Source organism: Leifsonella bigeumensis, assembly GCF_039537265.1.
Taxonomy (GTDB): domain Bacteria; phylum Actinomycetota; class Actinomycetes; order Actinomycetales; family Microbacteriaceae; genus Terrimesophilobacter; species Terrimesophilobacter bigeumensis.
Genome location: NZ_BAABAE010000004.1, coordinates 47,453 through 69,265, shown reverse-complemented (window position 1 = coordinate 69,265; position 21,813 = coordinate 47,453). Strand labels below are relative to the sequence as shown.

The window sequence follows — 21,813 nt, the reverse complement described above, 5'->3', positions numbered from 1 at the left end:
CGGTAACTGTCACCCGCGGCCCGATACCCTTGTGACATGACCGACACGGCAGCCTGGGGCTATGGCATCGCGACGATCCGCACCGACGGGACCGTGCTCGACACCTGGTACCCATCTCCCCGACTCGGGGCCTTCCCCGCCGACCGTGACCCCCACATCGCCCCGGCCGAGCTCGAGGAGCTCACGGGAGAGGACACTCGCCGCCGGGTGCGTCTCGAGTTCGTCACGACCGAGATCCGCACGGATGCCGCACCGGCCTCGACCGCCGACGCCTACCTCCGCCTGCACCTGCTCAGCCACCGGGTCGTCGCCCCCAACACTGTCAACCTCGACGGGATCTTCGCCATCCTCCCCACCGTGGTGTGGACGAACGCCGGCCCCGTGCATCCGGAGGACGCCGAGCGCCTGCGCCCCCAGTTGCAGCGCGCCGGCATCAGTGCGCACAGCGTCGACAAGTTCCCGCGACTCGTCGACTACGTCACACCACCAGGAGTGCGCATCGCCGACGCGAACAGAGTGCGGCTCGGCGCCTACCTCTCCCCCGGCACGACCGTCATGCATGAAGGATTCGTGAATTTCAACGCCGGCACGCTCGGCGCATCCATGGTCGAGGGGCGCATCTCGCAGGGTGTCGTCGTCGGCGACGGCTCCGACATCGGCGGCGGGGCATCCATCATGGGTACCCTGAGCGGCGGCGGCACGCAGCGCATCATGATCGGCGAGCGTGCACTCCTCGGTGCCAACTCGGGCATCGGCATCTCACTCGGAGACGACTGCGTCGTCGAGGCCGGCCTCTACGTGACCGCCGGCACGAAGGTGGTCGTCGCGGATGCCGCCCCCACGGCATCCGGCGCGCCCCAGACGGTCAAGGCCGAGTCGCTCTCCGGCCGCAGCGGGCTGTTGTTCCGCCGCAACTCGCTCAGTGGTGCGGTCGAGGTGCTCGCGCGTTCGGGCGACGGCATCCAGCTGAACGCCGCGCTGCACGCCTGAGGTGCCCACCCACGCCTCGAGTGATGGTCTTCCGGACGAGTGATGGCGCCCGGGCGGGCACATTCGTCCGGAAGAACATCACTCGGCGAAGGAAGAGGGGCGGGAGTCGCGCGTCGAGAGGGCTGCAGCGCCGTCAGCGCCGCGGCCAGGCGCGCTCGGTCGGGCCGACGTAGAGCTGCTGGGGGCGGCCGATGCGGGTCGCCGGATCCGCGTTCATCTCGCGCCAGTGGGCGATCCAGCCCGGCAGCCGGCCGATCGCGAACAGCACCGTGAACATCCGCGGCGGGAAGCCCATGGCCTTGTAGATGACGCCCGTGTAGAAGTCGACGTTCGGGTAGAGCTTGCGCTCGATGAAGTAGTCGTCGGCGAGCGCGACGGCCTCGAGCTCCTTCGCGATGTCGAGCAGGTCGTCCTGCACGCCGAGGGCGTCGAGCACCTCGTCGGCACTCTCCTTCACGAGCTTGGCGCGCGGGTCGAAGTTCTTGTACACCCGGTGGCCGAAGCCCATGAGCCGGATGCCCTCTTCCTTGTTCTTGACCCTCTCGACGAACTTCTCGACGCTCTCACCGGATGCCTTGATCTCGCCGAGCATCTTGAGCACCGCCTCGTTCGCCCCGCCGTGCAGCGGCCCGTAGAGCGCGTTGATGCCGGCCGAGATGGAGGAGAAGATGTTGGCCTCCGTCGAGCCGACGAGCCGCACGGTCGAGGTGGACGCGTTCTGCTCGTGGTCCTCGTGCAGGATGAGCAGGCGCTCGAGGGCCTTGGAGAGCACCGGGTTGACGACGTAGGGCTCTGCCATGTTGCCGAAGTTGAGCTTCAGGAAGTTGTCGACGAAGCTCAGGCTGTTGTCCGGGTAGAGGAACGCCTGGCCGAGCGCCTTCTTGTGGGCGTAGGCGGCGATGACCGGGAGCTTCGCGAGCAGCCGGATGGTGGAGATCTCCACCTGCTCCGGGTCGTGCACGTCGAGCGAGTCCTCATAGAAGGTGCCGAGTGCCCCGACGGCGCTGGAGAGCACCGACATCGGGTGGGCGCTGTGCGGGAGCGCGTCGAAGAAGCGGCGCAGGTCCTCGTGCAGGAGCGTGTGGCGGCGAATGGTCTCCTCGAACCGGTCGAGTTCGACCGCGGTCGGGAGCTCGCCGTGGATGAGCAGCCAGGCCACCTCGAGGTAGGTGGAGTTCGCGGCGATGTCCTCGATCGCGTAGCCCCGGTACCGCAGGATGCCGGCGTCGCCATCGATGTAGGTGATCGCGCTCTGTGTCGCGGCGGTGTTGACGAAGCCCTGGTCGAGGGTCGTCAGCCCGGTCTGCTTCGTCAGTGTCCCGATGTCGATGGCGGATGCGCCGTCGGTCGCAGGGAGAACGGGGAACTCGGCGCTGCCCCCTGGGAAGCTGAGGGTCGCCACTGCATTGCCGGGTGCGATGTCGTCGAGTGGAGCGTCTTTCACTCCTACAGCCTAATTGGCTCGGGCGTCGACCGTGGATTCAGCCAAGAGACCTCCCGTTCAGCTGGAGGACTCCTCCAATCAACCCGCGGTTCCGGTGAGCCTTGCGGCTGCCTCCGCGATGTCCTCGTCGGTCGCCGTCAGGGCGAGCCGCACGTGGGTCTCGTCGCCGTAGAACGTGCCGGGGACCGCGAGGATGCCGGCATCCGCGAGCGCAGCGACGCTCTCCCAGGCCGGCGCGCCGGTCGTCGCCCAAAGATAGAGCCCCGCCTCGCTGTGGTCGACGCGGTATCCGGATGCCTCGAGCGCCGCGCGCAGGACTCCCCGCCTCGCCCGGTACACCTCGCGCTGTGCGTCGACGTGGGCCTCGTCGCCGAGCGCGGCGACCATCGCGGCCTGCACGGGGGCGGGCGTCATGAGGCCGAGATGCTTGCGGACGCCGAGCACCTGCCCGAGCACCTGGGAGCATCCCGCGACGAATCCGGCGCGGTAGCCGGCCAGGTTCGACTGCTTGCTGAGCGAGTACACCGCGAGGATGTTGTGGCGCGAACCGTCGATGACGGCAGGGTCGAGGATGCTCGGCGTCGGCCGGTCCTCCGTCCAGTTCAGCTCGGCGTAGCACTCGTCGCTCGCGATGACGGCGTCGAGCTCCCTCGCCCGCGCGACGGCCGCGCGAAGCTCATCCACGCCGAGCACCCGGCCATCCGGGTTGCCCGGACTGTTGAGCCAGACGAGCCGGGTCGAATCCGGCCAGCGAGCCGGGTCGTCTTCGGCGAGCGCCGTCGCCCCGACGACGGCGGCGCCGAGCGCATAGCTCGGGTAGGCGACAGAGGGGTGCACGACGGTGTCGCCAGGGCCGAGCCCCAGAAACAGCGGCAGCCCGGCCACGAACTCCTTGGAGCCGATCGTCGGCAGCACGTTCGCGACTCCGAGCTCGACGCCTCGGCGCCGGGCGAACCACTCGACGATGGCCTCACGCAGCTCAGGTGTCCCCGCCGTCTGGGGGTAGCCGTGCGCGTCGCCCGCCGCCGCGAGGGCGTCCCGGATGACGGCGGGAGTCGCATCCACCGGCGAGCCGACCGAGAGGTCGATCATGCCTCTCGGATGCGCCCGCGCGCGCTCGGCGTAGGGTGCGAGCGCGTCCCAGGGGAAGTCGGGCAGGTTCAGCGGCATGGTTCGATCCGGCAACCGGCGTCAGGTCGCCGTCATCCGAGGATGCCCGCGTTGATGTCCGGCGGCAGTGCCGCGACGATCGGGTGGTCCTTGTGGATAACCCCGACTTTTGCCGCACCGCCCGGCGAGCCGATGTCGTCGAAGAACTCGACGTTCGCCTTGTAGTAGTCGGCCCACTGCTCGGGGGTGTCGTCCTCGTAGTAGATCGCCTCGACCGGGCAGACCGGCTCGCAGGCGCCGCAGTCGACGCACTCGTCGGGGTGGATGTACAGCATCCGGTCGCCCTCGTAGATGCAGTCGACCGGGCATTCGTCGACGCAGGCGCGGTCCTTGACGTCGACGCACGGGAGGGCGATCACGTAGGTCATGGCGAGTCGACCTCCTTCCCGGGCGCTGGGCTCCTCCCCATCGTAGCCCGGGAGAAGACTCCAGGCCGCGGCCACGCGATCACGACGACGGCGATGACGGCGGTGCCGATCGTCCAGGTCCAACCGGCCGGGTTGGCGGGCACGAGCACCGAGCCGCCAGGGCCCGCCCCGGAGAGCAGGGTGACGACTGCCAGCAGTCCGGCGGCAGCGCAGGCGGCCACGATGCGGGTACCGAAGTAGAGGCGCCCGCCGACGAGCAGTGCCGCGCAGGCCAGAAGGGAGATGACGATGCCCGCCGGAACCTGCTGGCCGAAGACGTCGGCAGCGAGCTGGTGGTTGACGGTGGCGATGAATCCGACGACGGCGCCGAGCGCTGCAGCGAGCAGTGCCGCGACGACCTTCCAGGCTGGGCCGAGTACCGCCCAGTCGAGCCCGGGAGGCGGCGGATCCCCGTATTGGCGGAACGTCTCGGTGACCCCGATCTGCTCGACCTGGCCGCCGGAGTGCACGATCGTGTCCCCGACGACGGTGAGCTGCGTGCGGTGGGCGCGCAGGGCATCCGTCTTGGCGGCGAGCACGGGGGCGACGTCGACCACCCGATCGCCGGGTGACTCGTCTCCGGGCGGGACGATCGAGAAGTACGGCACCCGCATGACGAGGGCGGCGTGCAGGGCGGCCTCGCGCGCGACGACATGGTCCGGATGCCCGTACCCCCCGGATTCGTCGTAACTCACGACGGCAGCCGGCTGCACCGCCGCGATGACCGTGGCGACATCGGAGACGACCTCGCCGAAGTCGGCGGACGCGAGCGAGGCGGGGTCGGCATCCGGAAGCGCTTCGGCACCGTTCGCGCCCCAGCGCATCCCGGAGTCGAGGTAGCGCCGCGGTTCGCCGCCCGCGATGCGGGCGTCAGGATCACCGAGGAAGCGCTGGTCGGTCACCCCGAGGGCGCGCATCGCCGCCGCAAGCTCGGCAGTGCGCATTTCGGCGAGCGCAGGGCCGTCGCCTTCGAGTTGTTTCAGTTCCGGCGGCACCACCTCGCCGCGCTCCCCGCGCGTGCAGGTGAGCACCGTGACCTCCGAACCCGCCGCGACAAGCGTCGCGATCGTGCCCCCGGTGGCGATCGTCTCGTCATCCGGATGGGCATGCACGAAGAGCACGCGCTCCCCTGCTCCACCGACATCCGCCACAGGAACAGAATAGGTCCCCGGGACCGACCGACTACTTCGTGACGGTCGTCACCGTGTAGTTCGCGAGGGTACCGTTGCTGCCGTCATCCGAGACCACGACGAGCACGCTGTACTTGTCGGAGGTGAACAGGCCGCCACTGCCGTTATTGACCTCCTTCGACCCCTCCGCGAGCGTGAAACCGGCGCCCGTCAGCTCATCGGAGATCCCTTCGAAGGCGCCAGCGGAGACCTTGATGGTGACGTTCCAGACCTTCTCGCCGTCCTTGTCGGCGCTCAGGCCGAACACCACCTCCCCGGTCGCGAGGGGAACCTCGCTCGGGAAGTCGGCCGGGACGCTTTGGCCGCCCAGGTCGACCTGGCTTCCAGTGGCGTTCTCGATGATGCCCTCGATCGCGCTGCAACCGGCGAGCGCCGGAGCGAGGACGAGGGACAGGGCGATGGCGGTCGAGACCGCGAGACGTTTGCGTTGCATGGGAATGATCGGCTCCGGGTTTGTCGGACAGGGGGTCGACTACCCGGCCAGTCTACGAGTGGCCCGTGAGGGCGGCAATCGGTGAACTCGCAGACTACTCGGCGTTCGCGCGCTTGAGGTTCGCCGTCGCTCGAGCCCTAGCGTTCTGGTCGAGTTCGACCTTGCGGATGCGCACGAACTCGGGCGTCACCTCGACGCACTCGTCCTCCCGGGCGAACTCGAGGCACTCCTCGAGGGTCAGCTGGCGGGACGGCGTCATCCGCTCGAAGGTGTCGGAGGTCGACTGGCGCATGTTCGTCAACTGCTTCTCCTTGGTGATGTTGACGTCCATGTCCTCGGCGCGGGAGTTCTCACCGACGACCATGCCCTCATAGACCTCCTGCGTCGGCTCGACGAAGAACGACATCCGCTCCTGGAGGGCGACCATGGCGAACGGCGTGGCGACGCCCGCGCGGTCGGCGACGATCGACCCGGTGTTGCGGGTGACGATGGGGCCGGCCCACTCCGCGTAACCGTGCGAGATCGCGTTGGCGATGCCGGTGCCGCGGGTGATGGTGAGGAACTCCGTGCGGAAGCCGATGAGCCCGCGGGAGGGCACGATGAACTCCATGCGCACCCAGCCGGTGCCGTGATTGCTCATGCCGTCCATGCGGCCCTTGCGCGCGGCGAGCAGCTGGGTGATCGCGCCGAGATGCTCCTCCGGCGCGTCGATCGTGAGGTGCTCGAAGGGCTCGTGCACCTTGCCGTCGACCCGGCGGGTGACCACCTGCGGCTTGCCGACCGTGAGCTCGTAGCCTTCGCGGCGCATCTGCTCGACGAGGATGGCCAGGGCCAGCTCCCCGCGCCCCTGCACCTCCCAGGCGGCCGGGTTGCCGATGTCGACGACCTTGAGCGAGACGTTGCCGACGAGCTCGCGGTCGAGGCGGTCCTTGACCATGCGCGCGGTGAGCTTGTGGCCCTTGACCTTGCCGACGAGCGGGCTCGTGTTCGTGCCGATCGTCATCGAGATCGCCGGGTCGTCGACCGTGATCGCAGGCAGCGGGCGGATGTCGTCGGGGTCGGCGAGCGTGTCGCCGATCGTGATGTCGGCGAAGCCCGCCACCGCGACGATGTCGCCCGGGCCCGCACTCTCGGCCGGGTAGCGGTCGAGGGCCTTCGTGATCATGAGCTCCGTGACGCGCACGTTGTGGACGTCGCCGTCCTTGCGCACCCAGGCGACCGTCTGGCCCTTCTTGAGCGTGCCGTTGAAGATGCGCAGGAGCGCGAGGCGGCCGAGGAAGGGGGACGCGTCGAGGTTCGTCACGTGCGCCTGGAGCGGCGCATCCGGGTCGTACGAGGGTGCAGGGATGTGCTCGAGGATCGCCTCGAAGAGCGGCTCGAGGTCGTCGTTGTCCGGCAGGGTGCCGTTCGCGGGCTTGTTGCGGCTTGCAGCGCCGTTGCGACCGGATGCATAGACGATGGGGACATCGAGCAGGGCGTCGATGTCGAGATCCGGCACATCATCCGCGAGGTCGCTCGCGAGACCCAGCAGAAGATCCTGGCTCTCCACGACCACGTCGTCGATGCGGGCATCCGGCCGGTCGGTCTTGTTGACGAGCAGGATGACCGGAAGCTTCGCCTCGAGCGCCTTGCGCAGTACGAAACGGGTCTGCGGCAGCGGGCCCTCGCTCGCATCCACGAGGAGGACGACACCGTCGACCATGGAGAGACCGCGCTCGACCTCACCGCCGAAGTCGGCGTGGCCGGGGGTGTCGATGACGTTGATCGTCACCGGGCCGTCGGTCGCATGCTTGCCCTGGTAGCTGATGGCCGTGTTCTTGGCCAGGATCGTGATGCCCTTCTCACGCTCGAGGTCGCCGGAGTCCATCGCGCGCTCCTCGACGTGCGCATGCTCGCCGAAGGAGTTCGTCTGGCGCAGCATGGCGTCGACGAGCGTGGTCTTGCCGTGGTCGACGTGGGCGACGATCGCCACATTGCGCAAATCGTTGCGGGTGGCTGTGGGCATGGGTGTGCTGTCCTGGTTCTTTTGGGGGGCAGTCAATACTACTTGACTGTTGTCTTGTCGTCGCGTCGTCGGTCTCGTCACGTGTGCGCCCTCCACTCCTCCACAGGAGGGCTCCGCACGAGTTATCCCAAGATTGGGGCGGATGCCTTGTTCTCGATCTTCGAGAATGGGAGAATATAGACATGCGCTCCTCCGAAACTATCTTCGCCACCGCCCTCAGCGCTGCGAAGATCGCTGCTGCGGAGATTCCGGATACCGTGACTGCAGTTCGGGCGCTCGATGACCTCGGGCTGCTGGCCATCCAACGAGATCTGTCGGAATTGCGTCGAGTCGTGGATGCACGCTCCTCCCTCGTAGCCGGCGAGATCGCCTTCCGCTCCCGCCGCGAACTCGGCTACACGGGGCTCGCGCAGAAGGAAGGGTTCCAGACCGCCGAGAAGCTCATCCAGCACACCACCGGTTCCACCCGGCGCGAGGCCACCACTCTCGTCACGGCCGGGGTACTCGTCCACGACGCCGTGTCCCTTGAGGCCGCCGACCCGGTGACCGGCGAGATCCCGGAAGGATTCACGGTTCGTGAACCCTGGCTCGGCGGTGTCGGTAGCGCGGTGGCCGCTGGGGTACTCACGGTGGAGGCGGCGACTGCTATCCGTAACGGACTGGGCGAGCCCTCCCCCGCGGGCACCGACGGTGGTGTCACGATCGAACAACTCGCCGACGCCGTGCGGGTTCTGGTGAAGGAGGCTACCGGAGACAGCCCCTCCGGGCGCGGTGGACTCCATGCCGACCTGCTCTTCCAGCGCGCCCGGCAGCTTCGGGATGAACTGGACGAGGCCGGCATTACGACCCGCGAACGGGTCATCTACGAACAGCGCTCGTTTCGGAGGGTGCGTCGCCCCAACGGGTGTTCCCGGTTCATCCTCGACGGCGATCTGGAAACTTCGGCCTGGCTGGATGACGTTTACGACAAACTCACGTCACCGCGTCGGGGCGGCCCGCGGTTCATCGATCCCGCCGACCATGCGTGGGCCGAACAAATAGCGACCGACCCGCGCACGACCGACCAGTACCTGCACGATGCCATGATCGGCCTCCTGCGTCAGGGCGTCGACTCCGACCTCGCTGGCGACGCCCACGGGGACCGCGAGGCGCGCAAGGGTCGAGGTGAATCGACCGAGGCCGCCGGTTCCGACACTGCCGACACGGAAACTGCCGGCACTGGCACCACCGATGCCACCCTGCACCGTGTCCGCCCGCACGCCTCGCGCATCGTCGGGTCCCGCGTCCCCGCCGTCCGCGTCCTGGTCACCGAAGAGAACCTGCGGACCCGCACCGGGCACGGCCGCATCGAGGGCACCGACACCTCCGTCTCGATCGAGACCGTCGAACGGATCATCTGCACCTCCGGAACCGTCCCGATCGTTTTCGGGAAGGATGGCAACGTCCTCGACCTCGGGCGCGAACAACGCCTGTTCTCCGCCCGCCAGAAATCGGCACTGGCCGCGAGGGACGGCGGATGTCTCTGGACGAACTGCGACCGCCCTGCCAGCTGGACCGAAGCCCACCACATCAACCACTGGGCCAGAGATCACGGCCGCACCGATCTTGCCGACGGAGTCCTCCTCTGCCGACATCACCATCTGCTCCTCCACAACAATCACTGGGAGATCGAGCGACGGAGCAACAGCTACTGGCTCATCCCACCGCCCGATATCGACCCCGAGCAGACGCCGCGGCCCCTCACTTCCACAAGCGCCGCACTGCGCGACCTCCAACGACAACGAACTCGTGGCCACGATTCCGCGAACCACCGGGAACACGACCCGGACCGCGGACGCGAGCGACGACACGCATGACGGCGAAGGCGGCAAGGAACAGGGTCCCAGCGAAGAAGGTTATCGGCGAGCGCAGGGGTCAACGCCCACGATCATGACGGGAGCGACAGCGACTCGAGCCTCAGTAGAGCAGCGCGGTCAGCCGGCGACGAGCGGCGACAACCCTGGGATCCTCGGCGCCCGCGATCTCGAAATACGAGACGAGCCTGGTGCGCACGGCATCCTTCCCTGCCGGATCCAGCGCGGGGAAGAGGATCAGCAGCCGATCGAAGGCGTCATCGAGGTGCCCGCCGGCGACATCCAGGTCGGCCACCGCGAGCTGGGCCCTGGCATCGTCCGGCGCCGCAGCCGCGGCCGAGCGGATGTCCTCGGCACTGCTGCCGTCGAGGCGCGAGAGCAGCGAGACCTGCGCGAGACCGGCCACCGCGAGGTGGTCGCGGGGATCCTGCGCAATCGCGGTGCGGTACTCCTTGATCGCTGTCGCGTAGTCGCCGCGGTCGATCGCATCGAATGCCTCCTGGTGGTGTGGAGGAAGCGGCTCCTCGACCGGTTCGGCACCCTCGGGACTCGAAGTCGCGTCCGAGTCGGCATCGGCGGCCTTCGCCACGCCGGTGACCCCGTTCTGCGCCGCGGCGGCGAGCACCTGGTCGAACACCGACCCGGCCTCGGCTTCAGGGAGCTCCCCCTCGTAGAGCGCCAGCGGACGACCGCCGATGACAGCAGCGACCGTCGGCGCCGCGACCACCTGGAAGGCCTGGGTGAGCTGCGGATTCGCGGTCGCGTCGACGCGTGCGAGCAGGAGTCGCCCCGCATAGCCCCGGATGACGCGCTCGAGGGACGCCGATGCGCTCCCGGCGTGCAGTTCGACGATCACCGGTACGGTGCTGGAGAGTTCGAGCAACTGCCCGAAGTTGGCGTCATTCGCCTCGATCACGAGCGAAGGAACCGTCGTCCCGCCCGTCGGCTGGTCGCCCTGGCCCTGCGGAGGCGCCTTCCTGATGAGCGGCGAGAGGTCGATCGCCCCCCGAAGGTTCGAGGAAGGGACGTTGGTCATTTCAGCTCCTTCGCGGCGATAAGGCCGGAAGCCCATCCGATGAGGACGATCTGCTCATCACTCGTGGACGGCGGAACGTAGAACAGCAACTGGTCTCCGTAGGTCGCGATCGTGCCCTTCGTCGATGAGCTCACGCCCGAGAGCGACTTCACGGCACCCTCGGCGTTGATGACGGCCCCAGGCTCGACCGGGCGCACCGTCTCCGTCTCGTTGAGGTAGACCGCGACGATCGCGCCGTTGTCGTTCGTCACCATGGGGATCACCTCGGCGTCTCCCACCACACTGCCGAACTCCATCTTCGCGATGTTCGGAATTCCCTTCTTCCTCTTCTGCTTCGCGTCGAAACCGACGGACTTGATGAGTGAATCGTTCTGGACATCGAAATACTTGAAGAACTCGCTGTCCTCACCCTTGAGCAGCACGTCGCCGTAGGCCATCGCGAGCTGGTCGGGCTGAAGAGCGAGGAGCTTCACATCCGGTTGCAGGCGCTGGGTTCCGACATCCGCCGCCGCCATCTTGGGCAGGGTCGGGCTCGCCTCGAGCTGGACGACGTAGACGGCCTTGTAGTTCTCCCTGGGCGCCTCCTGCACGAGCATCATCGCCGTCGCCGGTACCGTCCCGTCATCGGGATCGAGGATGACGGTGAACGTCCTCGGCCACTTGTCGTTCTGCTGGGGCAGGGTCACCTGCACCGGACTCGAGGGGATGGCCGCGAGCTGGGCATAGCTCTTGTCGACTCGGCGGATGTCGTAATTCGCCTCACGCAGTTCGAGTGCCGGACCGGCGAAGCGCGTCTCGATGAGGTCGGAGTCGCGTGCGGCATCCGCCTGCTGGGCCGTGAGTGCGACCTTCGCGACGATCGACTCGAGCTGCGAAACGGTCACCGCGGGAGGTTTGTCGGTGATCACAGGGTCTGCCGTGTCCGTCGGGGAGGGACTCGGCGTGGTCGCGGGGCTGCCGCCGAGGAAGTCCGGCCAGGACTCTGCCGTGCAGCCGGCGAGGGTGAGCGACCCGACGAGCAGGATGGGCACGGCCATGCCGACCCGACCCGCCGCGCGCCTGCCCCGTGAGGCGGGGAGCGCCTTCTGCTTCTTCGGCCGGTACTTGAGCTGGCGCGGCGGCTTCGGCATCCTGGGCGGCCGTCGGCGGGGTCCCCGTGCCTTGCGCAGATGGGAGAGCGCCCACAGGTAGAGCCCGAGGCCGGCCAGGAGCAGCAGCATCCCGCCGACGATGAGCGGTCCGGACCAGGGGGTGCGGTTGTCGACCGGCCAGGTGATCGAGACCTGACCCGGCGCCGGCTCCGTGCCGTCGGAGATGATGATGATCGAGATGTCGGCCGGAACGTTGACCACAAAGGTCAGCTCCTTCTCCCGCGTGTACTCGGCGAGCCACAGGTCGGAGCCATGCGGATCGGGCACGCTCGACTCGGCGCCGGTGACCACCGAGTTCTCGAGGGTCGAGGTCTTCGGGTCGAACTCGAGCCTGTTGTACGAGGTGTCGCCGATCCAGGCGAGCACGTCGCCGGTCCTTCCGTAGGCCGCGAAGATCGTGTCCGATCCGGAGATCAGCACCTTCTGCCGGCCGTCATTGGCGTTGAGCACCGCTCCGTCGATGACGGTGACGGCGGCATTCGTCGAAATGTCGGTCGTCGCAGCGACATGGTCGGGCTCGGCCAGGATGGTGCGCTGGGCGATGCCGTAGCTGATCATCACGAAGGCGACGACGAAGCTCACGATTGCCACAATGAACCGCAAGGGGAACTCCTCTCGTGCTGCCGTCTCGGGTACCGGATCCGGTCAGCGGATCGGCATCCCGCGTCCGGAAAGGCGAATCGCAGACCGATCCGGCCGGATGGCCGAGCCATACCCCTCAGGCGGAGCCGGGCAGGGCAGCAGGCAAAGACATTACAGAATAGCGCACGCAGTCTGGGTGAATCCTTACCATCGGCTGTATGCGAATGGCGCTCGTGGCCGCTACCCGCTCCGATCACCCCGCTAAACTCTTGACTGTCCGGCCGATGCCCCCGAACTTCGGGCCGTCCACCTACCAGGGAGAAACCGTGGCAACCGACGACGAAGCCTTTTCGACAGCCATGCGCGGGTACAACCGCGAGGAGGTCGACAACGCCATCCAGGACCTGCGGCGCGAGCTCATCAAGGCCAACAGCGACAAGGCGGAGAGCGCCAAGGATCTCAAGCGCCTGAGTGCGATGGTCGCCGACCTTCAGGCCGAGCTCGATGAGACCGGGAGCCCCACCTACAGTGGCCTCGGCACGAAGCTCGAGAACGTCCTGCGGGTGGCCGAGGAACAGTCGACACGGCTCATCAGCCAGGCCGACATCGACGCGGAGAAGCTCCGCAACTCGGTGCAGGGTGAGGTCAACAACCTGCGCATCGAGGCGATGGAGGCCGCGGACCGGGTCGTCACCGACGCGCACCAGAAGGCCGGCGAGATCCTCGCCGCAGCGCGCGAGGAGGCGGACGGCCTGCTGGAGAGCGCGCGCACGCAGGCCGAGGCCGCAAACCAGGATGCGCTGCGGGAGGCCGCCGCCATCCGGGGCGCCGTCGCTACGGAGGCTGCGGAGGCCAGGACGACGGCCAAGCGCGAGGCGGCGGCCGTCCGCGCGGAGGCGGAGCGGGAAGCTGCGGAGCTCAAGGTCGTCGCCGTCCGCGAGACGACCGAGGCCCGCGAGACCGCGGCGATCCTCGCGAGGGACACCGAGAAGAACCGCAAGGAGTTCACCGCCGAGACCGAGAAGCAGTGGGGCGACCTCGCAAGGGACGTCGAACAACAGCGCACGGATGCCGAGCGCGAGGTCGAGACGACGCGCACGCAACTCGCGACGGAGGCGGAGCAGGCCAAAGCCGGACTCGAGCGGGAGCTCGCCGACGCGCGTGCGAAGTTCGAAGAGGAGATGGAGGCGGCGCAGGCGAAACTCAAGCAGGAGACCGCCGCAGCGCACTCCAAGCTCGCGCTCGAGACCAAGTCGGCACGGGCCGAGCTCGCGCGGGCCACGGAGGAGGCGAGGGCGAAGGCCGACGCCGAGATCGCCGAGGCCAGGGCGACCCTCGCACACGACATCGAGCAGCAGCGCACCGACCTGGACCGCGAACTCGAGCAGGCCAGGGCCGACTTCACGAACGAGCAGGAGCACGCTCGCGCCGAGCTGGCAGCCGAGCTCGCCACCACGCGCACAACCCTCGCGAAGGATGCCGAACAGGCCAGGAGCGACCTCGAGGTCGAGCTCACCTCCCGCCGCGACGAAGCGGAGAAGGAGTACTCGGCCCGGCACAAGGACGCGATCTCCCAGACCCAGCAGTACCTCGACGAGTCCCGCGCCCAGCTCGCCGACGCCATCAAGCGCGCCGAGGAGAAGCGCGCGGAGGCTGCGGCACTCGATGCGGACTCGAAAGCGGCGGCGAAGGAGACCCGCAAGACCGCCGACGCCACAGCGGCCGAGGTCATCTCCAACGCCGAAGCGCGGGCGAAGGCGCTCGTCAAGGATGCCGAGAAGCGCACCACGAAGCTCGTGTCCGAGGCGGAAGAGCGCCTGGCCAAGATTAGAATCGAGCGCGAGGCGGTTGCCGGGTATTTCGGCACGCTGCGCAACGTACTGGGCGAGGCGGAGAAGGTCGTCGCCGACAACTAGCGCGACCAGCAGTCACGAAGGGGCACCGTGAAGATCCAGAATGCTTTCCGTCTCGGCCTCTTCGGCGGCCTCGGCGTTCTCGTCGCCCTCGCGATCGGTGCGGCGGTGGGAACGCTCGCGACGATCATCACCTACATCGGCGCGGCGATCTTCCTCGCGCTCGGCCTGGACCCCGCGGTGTCCTGGCTCGAACGTCACCGCTTTCCACGATGGCTGGCCATCCTCACCGTCCTCATCGGTGTGCTCGCGGTCTTCACCGGGCTCGTCTTCGCCGTCATCCCGGTCATCGTCGAGCAGACCTCCAACCTCATCACCGGGCTCACCCCCCTCATCGCCTCCCTCCAGGACACCAACTGGGTGGCGAACCTCCAGAAGAACCTTCCGGACTACATCGACCTCCAGGCGCTCATCGGCGGTGCCCTCGAGTTCATCCAGAACAACCTGACCTCGATCGGCGGCGGAGTGCTGCAGGTGGGGCTGGGGATCGCCAGCGGCGCCTTCGGCATCGTCATCGTGCTCATCCTCACGCTGTACTTCGTCGCCTCGCTCAGCAGCATGAAGCGCGGCCTCTACCAGCTCGTCCCGGCCACGAAGCGGGCGCGGTTCGCGGACATCGCCGAACAGGTGAGCGACTCGGTCGGCCGCTATGTCGTCGGGCAGGGGACGCTCGCCCTGTTCAACGGCATCCTGAGCTTCATCTACCTCTCGATCGTCGGCGCGGAGTATCCGGCGCTCTTCGCGTTCCTCGCCTTCCTCTTCTCGCTCGTCCCGCTCGTCGGCACGCTCTCGGGCAGCGTCCTCATCACCCTCAGCTGCCTCGTCTTCGACGGGGTGCCGACCGCGATCGCCGCCGGCGTCTACTACGCGATCTACATGCAGATCGAGGCATACGTGCTCAACCCGAACATCATGAAGCGTGCGGTCAAAGTGCCGGGCGTCATCGTGGTCATCGCAGCGCTCGCGGGCGGAACGCTCCTCGGCATCCTCGGGGCGCTCATCGCCATCCCGGTCGCCGCATCGGTGCTCATCATCATCGACCAGGTGGTCGTCCCGCGCCAGAACGAGTTGTGACTAACCGTTCCACTCGGTCGGCAACGGCAGCGCCGACGGGTTGACCACGCGCACGATCTCGGTGAGCACCCGGCGCGTCTGCACCTCGCCGACCCACAGGTGCTTGCCGTCGGCGACCAGGACCAGTTCGGTCTCCGGCACGATCGCGAACCGCTCGCGGGCCTCGTCCGGGCGCAGGTAGTCGTCGAACTCCGGGACGACGGCCACGAGCCGTCGTCCACTGCCCGCCCACGCCGACAACTGCTCGTTCGACGTGCGCTTGAGGGGCGGAGACAGCAGGATGGCGCCGGCGATCGGATGCTCGAGCCCCCACGCGAGCGCGACCTCCGTACCGAACGACCAGCCGACCAGCCAGGGTGTCGGGAGCATCCGCTCGCGCACCAGGTCCATGGCGGCGGCGAGGTCGTGACGCTCGTCGATGCCGTGCCCGAACGCACCCTCCGAGCGTCCCCGCGGCGAGGTCACCCCGCGGAAGTTGAACCTCAGGACAGCCAGGTCGGCGAGCGCCGGGAGCCTGGCCGCTGCCTTGCGGATGATGTGCGAGTCCATGAACCCGCCGCCCGTCGGCAGCGGGTGCAGGCACACGATGGTCGCCACCGGGTCGCGCTCGAGCGGAAGCGACAACTCACCGACGAGCGTCAACCCGTCGGTCGTGTGAAGTTCGATGTCCTCCCGGCGCGCGGGAAGCTCGACCCCTGAACGGATCTCCACGACTCAGCTCACCTTCCAGCAGTGCGTATGCCAGTGACGGCGGGCGGCGATGTCCGCCGCCTCCCCCATGAGGCCATCGGCACGCCAGGCGACCGTATGCGCAAGCCCCGGCTGGATCGCGAGTCCGCATCCCGGGCAGACGTAGGCTTTGGCCGCCGACACCGCCGACACCGGCTGGACGTTCCACAGGCCATCCCGCTTCGTCTCGGTGCGCAGGGTTCCGTAGAGGGCTCGCTGAAGGTCGGAGGCCTCATCCTCGTCACCCACCTGGCGGCCGCGACGCGGTCGATTGGAGCGTGGCATGCCTCCAGCCTATGCCGAATCGACCGTCACGATCCGCTCGGGTTGTCGATCTGCTCGAGCCTCGTCTCCTCGAGATCGAGCATGGTCTGGGCCCGGGTGATGATCCGGGAGGAGTACGCGCCGTCAGCCATCGCGTCGAGGAGCGCCGTGCGCTCCGCATCGATGATCTGCCGACGCAGGAAGCGGTACTGCTGGTGCGGCGACTGGGCCAGCGCGTCTGCTCCCACGCCGATCTCCGCCCTTTCCCAGGCCGACTCGGCGCCGAGGAGCGTGTCGTTCCGCACGCGGTCGAGGACGATCTCATCGACCCCCGCCCCTCCCGGAAGCTTGAGCTCAGGGTTGTCGAGGATCGCAAGGCCCGCTGCTGCGATCTCGTCGAGAAGCGTCGCGAGCTCCCGGCGGTCGGCAGCTCGGTCGGTGCCGCGGATCCCGCTCAGCCGGATGATCCAGGGCAGCGTCCCGCCCTGCACGAGCAGTGTGACGATCGCGACCGTGAACGCCACGAGGATGAGTTGGGGGCCGTACGGGACATCCCGCGGCAGGGTCTGGGCCGCCGCCAGCGTCACGACACCGCGCATCCCGGACCAGGAGAGGATGGCACCGCCCCTCCAGTCGAGACCCGCCTCCCGCTGCTTCTGGATGTCGATCGACCGCCTGCGGTAGAGCTGGGCCAGTCGGTCCCTCCTGCGGATGAGCCGTTCGTTCTCGAGCGTGAGCTGTCGCACGCGTTCCAGGGACTCACCGAATCGCTGGTTCTGCCTCTCCTGCAGTTTCGCACGCCGCCGGATGTAGAACAGGAGCGGCCCGACGAACAGCCCACGCAGCAGGACGATCACGACCGTCATCAACAGCCCGAGGAGCACCGTGCTCTGAAGCGACAGCACGGTGGGATCCACGTGGCTGACGATCGACGAGATCTCGACCCCCATGAGCAGGAAGACGCCGTTCTCGAGCACGAATTTGAGCGTGTGCCAGTTGAGCCGCTCGCTGATGCGCGCCTGCGGCGTGAACCGTTTCGCGCTGTTGGCCCCCGCATAGAGACCGGCGACCACGACCGCGAGGACCCCGGAGGTGTTCGCCTCCTCGGCCGGGATGAACGCGATGAACGGTACCGCAAAGGAGATCGCAGTGTCGAGCACCGGGTCGTGCAGTTTGGAGCGGACGAACACCGTGACGAAACCGACCACGAGCCCGACCGCGATCGCGCCGGCAGCCGCCCAGACGAAGTCCCCGATGACGCCCCACAGCGTCACCGCACCCGCGGTCGCCGCGATCGCGGAACGCAGGAGCACGAGGGCGGTCGCATCGTTCACGAGGCTCTCGCCCTCGAGGATCGTGACAAGACGGGGCGGAAGCCCCAGCCTCTTGCCGAGTGCAGTGGCCGCCACAGCATCCGTCGGGCTGATGATGGCGCCGAGGGCGATGCCCGCCGCGAGGTCGAGGTCGGGCAGGATCCACCAGAGCAGGAGCCCTGTACCGAAGGAGGTGGCGATGACCAGCACGACCGAGAGCCCGGAGATGCTGTCGAGGTTGCGGCGGAAGTCCACGAGCGGCACGTTGATCGCGGCCGCGTAGAGCAGGAGCGGCAGGATGCCGGAGAGGATGACCTCGGGCGGCAGCTCGATGGGCCCGACGCCGGGGATGTAGCTGATCCCGATGCCGACCACCACGAGGATGAGGGGAGCTGCGACACCGAGCTTCTTGGAGAACGCTGCGACGGCCACGATCGTGACGAGGCCGATCACGATCGCGAGAGCGTACTCCGCGTAATCCACGGACCCAGTTTAGGGAACGCGAAAAGGCTGCTCAGTACCAGTTCTTGCTCTCGGAGTGCTCCCACGCGCCGCATGGCGTCGCATAGCGGGCCGCGATGTAACCGAGGCCCCAGGTGATCTGGGTGGCCGGGTTCGTGGCCCAGTCCGCCCCCGCGGACGCCATCTTGATGCCCGGGAGCGCCTGGGGGATGCCATAGGCGCCGCTGCTCGGGTTGTGTGCGTAGACGTTCCAGTTCGATTCGCGCTGCCAGAGTGCCACGAGGCAGTCGTACTGGGCGGTACCCCACCCGCGATCGATCACCATCTCCCAGGCGATGGCCTTCGCCGTTCCCGGGTCGGGGATGCCGGCAGCCGGGGCGACGGGGCGCTTCGTCACGCGGTAATCGTCTCGCACCACGGCGGGTTCGTAGTCGCCGGCCAGCACGAGGTGCTGCGCGTCGACCTCGGGCGCCGGGGCGCTCAACTGCGCCGACGCCTGTGCGGAGGAGTCGGGTGCGATGACGGTGACGAGCACGATCGCCAGCGAAACCCAGAACGAGAAAGCGGGCAGGGACCGCGGATGCCGCCCCCCGGAACCCGCCCCAAGGCGCGCAGGAATCACCGCCCCGGCCCCCGTAGTCCGCGACAGGCTCGGGAGAAGTTCCGTGTGCCTACCCACAGTGAAGGAATTTTAGCCCAGAAATCACGGAAACGGGCCTTTCGCGCTCAGCGCACCGCGAGCATGACGCTCACGACGCTGTCCAGGAAGTAGTCGACCTGAGCCTCCTGGTAGCCGCCCTTCCTGGGACGGAAAGCGACCGTGCGCACCTGGTCGACGCTCATCGGGGTGCCCTTGAGGAAGTACTGGCCGAGGCGCTCGCTGAAGGCATCCACCTGTTTGCGATCGTAGCCTTCGCTCAGGATGCCGGCCCTGCGAAACCGCTGCCCGGCCGGCCTCGCCAGCCGGTCCATGATGTCTTTGGCGTTCTTGCGCGCCTCGTCGAACCAGGCCTCGTCGCCGATTTGGCCTCGCGCGCGTTCGCGCTCACGATTCGCGAAGGCATCCTCGAGCCGTTCGAGCGCGGCGTCGACATGGGTGGGTGAGTAGCCGCCCTTCTGCATGGAGAACGCCGTGAAACGGATGGCATCCGCACCGAGCACCACCGGATCGCCCGGCTCGGCGTTGTAGGCGCGTCGCGCCTCTTCGAGGAAGTCCTCGACCTGGTCGATGTCGTAGCCGCGGCGGGACTTCCTGGTGCGGGGAAAGGTTGAACTCACCCGACCATTCTGCCCCATGGATGCTGCGCGCAGGCCCGTGTCGGTCGCTCAGGCGAAGATCAGGTACAGCACGTAGGCCGCGGCAGAGCTGAGGACGATCGAGTCCATCCGGTCGAGGAAGCCGCCATGGCCGGGCAGCCAGGTGCTGATGTCCTTGATGCCGAGGTCGCGCTTGATGAGCGACTCGGTGAGGTCGCCGATCGTCGCGGTCGCCACGATGACCGCCCCGAATACGAAGCCGAACCACCAGGGCTGGCCGATCATGAAGAGCGACAGCAGGATACCAGCGATGAAGGCTGCCCCGACCGACCCGGCGAAGCCCTCCCAGGTCTTCTTCGGGCTGATGCGCGGGGCCATCGGATGCTTGCCGAACGTCAGGCCCGTCGCGTACGCACCCGTGTCGACCGAGATCACGAGGATGAGGAAGGCGAGGGTCCACCACTGCCCTCCATCCTGGGCTGCCAGCAGTACCGCGTAACTCGCCAGGAACGGCACATACACCTGGATGAACGTGCCCGCCGCAAGGTCGAGCCACACCTCCCTCGCCGGCGCACGCAGGCGCGGACTCGCGAGTTCGGCACTCCGCCAGAGCACCACGAACGCGATCCCGGCGACGGTCACGAGCCACTTGCCGCTGTCGCCGAGATAGAAGGCGGCCGGAACCGTGGCGAGCGCGGCCAGCACGGTCGGCCAGCGCGGCACCCGTCGCCCGGACGCCCGCAGGGCGCTTGCGAGTTCGAACGCCGTGAACGCGATGAGAACGGCCGCGACGATCATGAAGAGTTCCTTCACGACGATGAGGCTGAACAGCATCGCGAAGCCCATGGCGAGCCCGATGAGGATGGCGAGCGGCAGGTTACGGCCGGTCCGGGCCTCGATCCTCTCGTTCGCCTCGTCGATCTGGGCCCTGGTGGCATCCATCTGCGACTTGAGCTCCGCCCGCCGTGCCTTCATCTGAGCTTTGAGCTCAGCGCGCGTCGCATCCGCGCGTGCCTCGAGATCGGCGCGTCGGAAACTCCACCTTCTCCTCGCCGGGGTCAGCGGCGGCCCTTCAGCGTCTTCCGGCATTCAGACCTCGAGAAGCTCGGCTTCCTTCTTGCGCAGCGCCTCGTCGATCGCGTCGACCTGGCTCTTGGTGAGCGTCTCGAGCTCCTTCTCCGCCCTCGCGACCTCGTCGTCGCCGACCTCGGCCTTGAGCCCGTCGAGGTCGTCCTTCGCCTTGCGCCGGATGTTGCGGATGGCGACCTTGGCATCCTCGCCCTTACCGCGCACGATCTTCACGAACTCCCTGCGGCGATCCTCGGTGAGCTCGGGCAGGGTCGCCCTCACGACCGTCCCGTCGTTGCCGACGTTCGCGCCGAGGTTCGGGGCCGCGACGATGGCCTTCTCGATCTCCTTGAGGGCGCTCTTGTCGTAAGGGGTGATCACGAGCGTGCGCGCATCCGCGTTCTGCATGCCGGCAAGCTGCGTGAGCGGCGTCGGAGTCCCGTAATAATCGACGAGAAGCTTCTGGAACAGCGCCGGATTGGCCCGCCCGGTGCGCACGCCGGAGAAGTCCTCCTTGGCGACCTCGACGGCCTTGTGCATCTTGTCCTTGGCCTCGGCCAGTACGTCGGTGATCACGGCAACTCCTTCGCGTTTGGGCAAGTTTATCGGCTAACTCGCAGCCAGCAGCGCGATCCCGGCGAGGACGATGGCAGCGCCGACGAGCCTGCGCGCCGGATGGGGTTCGCGGAAGAACAGCCAGCCCGCCAGCCCCACGAGGACGACACTCACCTCGCGCGCCGGTGCGACGATCGAGACGGGGGCGAGCTGGAAGGCGAGCAGCACGACGATGTAGGCGAGCGGCGCGAGCACTCCCACGATGAGGATGGCCACCCAGTGCCTCTTCGCGGTCGCGACAAGGCCCCTTCGCGAGCGAAGCCCGACCGGCGCGAGCAGCAGGAACTGGAACAGCACGCTCCCCCAGTAGAGGCCCACCGCCGGCATCCCGCCGACGGTCACCGCCGCACTGTCCCACAGGGTGTAGATCGCGATGAGGACGCCGATCACGAGGCCGTAGAGGATGCCGGCTCGATTGTCCGCGGCGTGGGCGCGTCCGCCGGCGAGGCCCGTGATGACGACCCCCGCGATCACGAGTGCGGCCCCGGCGAGAGCGACGAGACCAGGGCGCTCACCGAACAGGATCATCGCGAAGACGACCGTGAGCAGCGGACCGGTGCCCCTCGCGAGCGGATAGACGACCGAGACATCGCCCTTGCGATAGCCGCGCTGGAGCAGGAAGAAGTAGGCGATCTGCAGGGCACCGCTCACCACGGCCAGCCAGAGCCAGTGCAGGAGGTCGACGCCGGAGTCGACAAGCGACCAGATGCCGAAGGGCAGGAACACGACGGCGCCGACGATGAAACTCAGCCAGAGGAAGCCCGGCCCGCTGGCTCCGGCGCGCTTGATCGCGATGTTCCAGGCGGCATGGGCGATCGCGGCGAACCCGACGAGCGCGAGGACGAGGAGCGACATCC

At 68.0% G+C, this 21,813-nt stretch carries 20 protein-coding genes; 4 read left to right on the top strand and 16 right to left on the bottom strand.

Annotated elements, in window-relative coordinates:
* Nucleotides 1–36: 36 nt before the first annotated feature.
* A complete protein-coding gene (gene dapD / locus ABD678_RS12725) occupies nucleotides 37–990 on the top strand; it encodes a 2,3,4,5-tetrahydropyridine-2,6-dicarboxylate N-succinyltransferase (RefSeq protein ID WP_344757344.1) in 954 nt (317 codons plus the stop codon).
* Nucleotides 991–1,123: 133 nt separating this feature from the next.
* Here the strand turns inward: dapD and ABD678_RS12720 are convergent, their stop codons facing one another.
* The 6 genes from ABD678_RS12720 to typA form a co-directional block, all read right to left on the bottom strand.
* Complete coding sequence (locus ABD678_RS12720) at nucleotides 1,124–2,434, bottom strand: citrate synthase (protein WP_344757342.1); 1,311 nt, start codon at nucleotides 2,432–2,434, stop codon at nucleotides 1,124–1,126.
* 78 nt (nucleotides 2,435–2,512) lie between these two features.
* Entirely contained in the window at nucleotides 2,513–3,604 is a 1,092-nt protein-coding gene (dapC, locus tag ABD678_RS12715) for a succinyldiaminopimelate transaminase (protein ID WP_344757340.1), read from the bottom strand.
* A gap of 32 nt (nucleotides 3,605–3,636) precedes the next feature.
* Nucleotides 3,637–3,972: a ferredoxin gene (gene fdxA / locus ABD678_RS12710; RefSeq protein ID WP_344757338.1), complete on the bottom strand. Its 336-nt coding sequence runs from the start codon at nucleotides 3,970–3,972 to the stop codon at nucleotides 3,637–3,639.
* Nucleotides 3,969–5,162 carry a DUF6113 family protein gene (locus tag ABD678_RS12705; RefSeq protein ID WP_344757336.1) on the bottom strand — a complete coding sequence of 398 codons (1,194 nt, stop codon included), beginning with the start codon at nucleotides 5,160–5,162 and terminating at the stop codon, nucleotides 3,969–3,971. Before ABD678_RS12705 ends, fdxA begins: the two co-directional genes overlap by 4 nt.
* A 31-nt stretch (nucleotides 5,163–5,193) precedes the next feature.
* Nucleotides 5,194–5,634 (bottom strand): hypothetical protein, encoded by a 441-nt coding sequence (locus ABD678_RS12700; RefSeq protein ID WP_344757334.1) that lies wholly within the window; start codon nucleotides 5,632–5,634, stop codon nucleotides 5,194–5,196.
* Between the two features lie 94 nt (nucleotides 5,635–5,728).
* Complete coding sequence (gene typA, locus ABD678_RS12695) at nucleotides 5,729–7,639, bottom strand: translational GTPase TypA (RefSeq protein ID WP_344757332.1); 1,911 nt, start codon at nucleotides 7,637–7,639, stop codon at nucleotides 5,729–5,731.
* Between the two features lie 182 nt (nucleotides 7,640–7,821).
* Here typA and ABD678_RS12690 point away from each other — a divergent pair, with 182 nt between their 5' ends.
* Nucleotides 7,822–9,495: a DUF222 domain-containing protein gene (locus ABD678_RS12690; RefSeq protein WP_344757330.1), complete on the top strand. Its 1,674-nt coding sequence runs from the start codon at nucleotides 7,822–7,824 to the stop codon at nucleotides 9,493–9,495.
* 100 nt (nucleotides 9,496–9,595) lie between these two features.
* On the opposite strand, the gene ABD678_RS12685 is transcribed toward ABD678_RS12690, so the two are convergent.
* The gene (locus ABD678_RS12685) at nucleotides 9,596–10,528 is read right to left on the bottom strand and encodes a co-chaperone YbbN (RefSeq protein WP_344757328.1); all 933 of its coding nucleotides are present in this window, start codon (nucleotides 10,526–10,528) and stop codon (nucleotides 9,596–9,598) included.
* Nucleotides 10,525–12,282: a hypothetical protein gene (locus ABD678_RS12680; protein ID WP_344757326.1), complete on the bottom strand. Its 1,758-nt coding sequence runs from the start codon at nucleotides 12,280–12,282 to the stop codon at nucleotides 10,525–10,527. The genes ABD678_RS12685 and ABD678_RS12680 overlap by 4 nt, the downstream gene beginning before the upstream one ends.
* A 305-nt stretch (nucleotides 12,283–12,587) precedes the next feature.
* Between ABD678_RS12680 and ABD678_RS12675 the strand changes: the two genes are divergently transcribed.
* Nucleotides 12,588–14,177, top strand: a complete 1,590-nt coding sequence (locus ABD678_RS12675) for a coiled-coil domain-containing protein (protein WP_344757324.1) — start codon at nucleotides 12,588–12,590, stop codon at nucleotides 14,175–14,177.
* A gap of 27 nt (nucleotides 14,178–14,204) precedes the next feature.
* On the top strand, nucleotides 14,205–15,248 hold the full coding sequence (locus ABD678_RS12670) for an AI-2E family transporter (protein ID WP_344757322.1): 1,044 nt from the start codon (nucleotides 14,205–14,207) through the stop codon (nucleotides 15,246–15,248).
* On the opposite strand, the gene ABD678_RS12665 is transcribed toward ABD678_RS12670, so the two are convergent.
* From ABD678_RS12665 to ABD678_RS12630, 8 genes are all read right to left on the bottom strand, one after another.
* On the bottom strand, nucleotides 15,249–15,959 hold the full coding sequence (locus tag ABD678_RS12665; RefSeq protein ID WP_344757320.1) for an alpha/beta hydrolase: 711 nt from the start codon (nucleotides 15,957–15,959) through the stop codon (nucleotides 15,249–15,251).
* A 3-nt stretch (nucleotides 15,960–15,962) separates the two neighbouring features.
* Nucleotides 15,963–16,262 (bottom strand): hypothetical protein, encoded by a 300-nt coding sequence (locus tag ABD678_RS12660; protein WP_344757318.1) that lies wholly within the window; start codon nucleotides 16,260–16,262, stop codon nucleotides 15,963–15,965.
* 26 nt (nucleotides 16,263–16,288) lie between these two features.
* Nucleotides 16,289–18,037 (bottom strand): cation:proton antiporter, encoded by a 1,749-nt coding sequence (locus ABD678_RS12655; protein ID WP_344757316.1) that lies wholly within the window; start codon nucleotides 18,035–18,037, stop codon nucleotides 16,289–16,291.
* Nucleotides 18,038–18,068: 31 nt separating this feature from the next.
* Nucleotides 18,069–18,551, bottom strand: a complete 483-nt coding sequence (locus ABD678_RS13820) for an aggregation-promoting factor C-terminal-like domain-containing protein (RefSeq protein ID WP_425561990.1) — start codon at nucleotides 18,549–18,551, stop codon at nucleotides 18,069–18,071.
* A 191-nt stretch (nucleotides 18,552–18,742) separates the two neighbouring features.
* Entirely contained in the window at nucleotides 18,743–19,294 is a 552-nt protein-coding gene (locus tag ABD678_RS12645) for a DivIVA domain-containing protein (protein ID WP_344757314.1), read from the bottom strand.
* A 48-nt stretch (nucleotides 19,295–19,342) separates the two neighbouring features.
* A complete protein-coding gene (locus ABD678_RS12640; protein WP_344757312.1) occupies nucleotides 19,343–20,248 on the bottom strand; it encodes a phosphatidate cytidylyltransferase in 906 nt (301 codons plus the stop codon).
* A 114-nt stretch (nucleotides 20,249–20,362) separates the two neighbouring features.
* A complete protein-coding gene (frr, locus tag ABD678_RS12635) occupies nucleotides 20,363–20,917 on the bottom strand; it encodes a ribosome recycling factor (RefSeq protein WP_344757310.1) in 555 nt (184 codons plus the stop codon).
* A gap of 33 nt (nucleotides 20,918–20,950) precedes the next feature.
* Nucleotides 20,951–21,811: an EamA family transporter gene (locus ABD678_RS12630; protein ID WP_344757308.1), complete on the bottom strand. Its 861-nt coding sequence runs from the start codon at nucleotides 21,809–21,811 to the stop codon at nucleotides 20,951–20,953.
* Between the last annotated feature and the right edge of the window lie 2 nt (nucleotides 21,812–21,813).

Bases quoted from the DNA above. Each gene is read 5' to 3' on its own strand.
- dapD (WP_344757344.1), top strand. From the start codon at position 37: ATGACCGACACGGCAGCCTGGGGCTATGGCATCGCGACGATCCGCACC.
- dapC (WP_344757340.1), bottom strand. From the start codon at position 3,604: ATGCCGCTGAACCTGCCCGACTTCCCCTGGGACGCGCTCGCACCCTAC.
- fdxA (WP_344757338.1), bottom strand. From the start codon at position 3,972: ATGACCTACGTGATCGCCCTCCCGTGCGTCGACGTCAAGGACCGCGCC.
- ABD678_RS12700 (WP_344757334.1), bottom strand. From the start codon at position 5,634: ATGCAACGCAAACGTCTCGCGGTCTCGACCGCCATCGCCCTGTCCCTC.
- typA (WP_344757332.1), bottom strand. From the start codon at position 7,639: ATGCCCACAGCCACCCGCAACGATTTGCGCAATGTGGCGATCGTCGCC.
- ABD678_RS12690 (WP_344757330.1), top strand. From the start codon at position 7,822: ATGCGCTCCTCCGAAACTATCTTCGCCACCGCCCTCAGCGCTGCGAAG.
- ABD678_RS12685 (WP_344757328.1), bottom strand. From the start codon at position 10,528: ATGACCAACGTCCCTTCCTCGAACCTTCGGGGGGCGATCGACCTCTCG.
- ABD678_RS12660 (WP_344757318.1), bottom strand. From the start codon at position 16,262: ATGCCACGCTCCAATCGACCGCGTCGCGGCCGCCAGGTGGGTGACGAG.
- ABD678_RS12640 (WP_344757312.1), bottom strand. From the start codon at position 20,248: ATGAAGGCACGGCGGGCGGAGCTCAAGTCGCAGATGGATGCCACCAGG.
- ABD678_RS12630 (WP_344757308.1), bottom strand. From the start codon at position 21,811: ATGTCGCTCCTCGTCCTCGCGCTCGTCGGGTTCGCCGCGATCGCCCAT.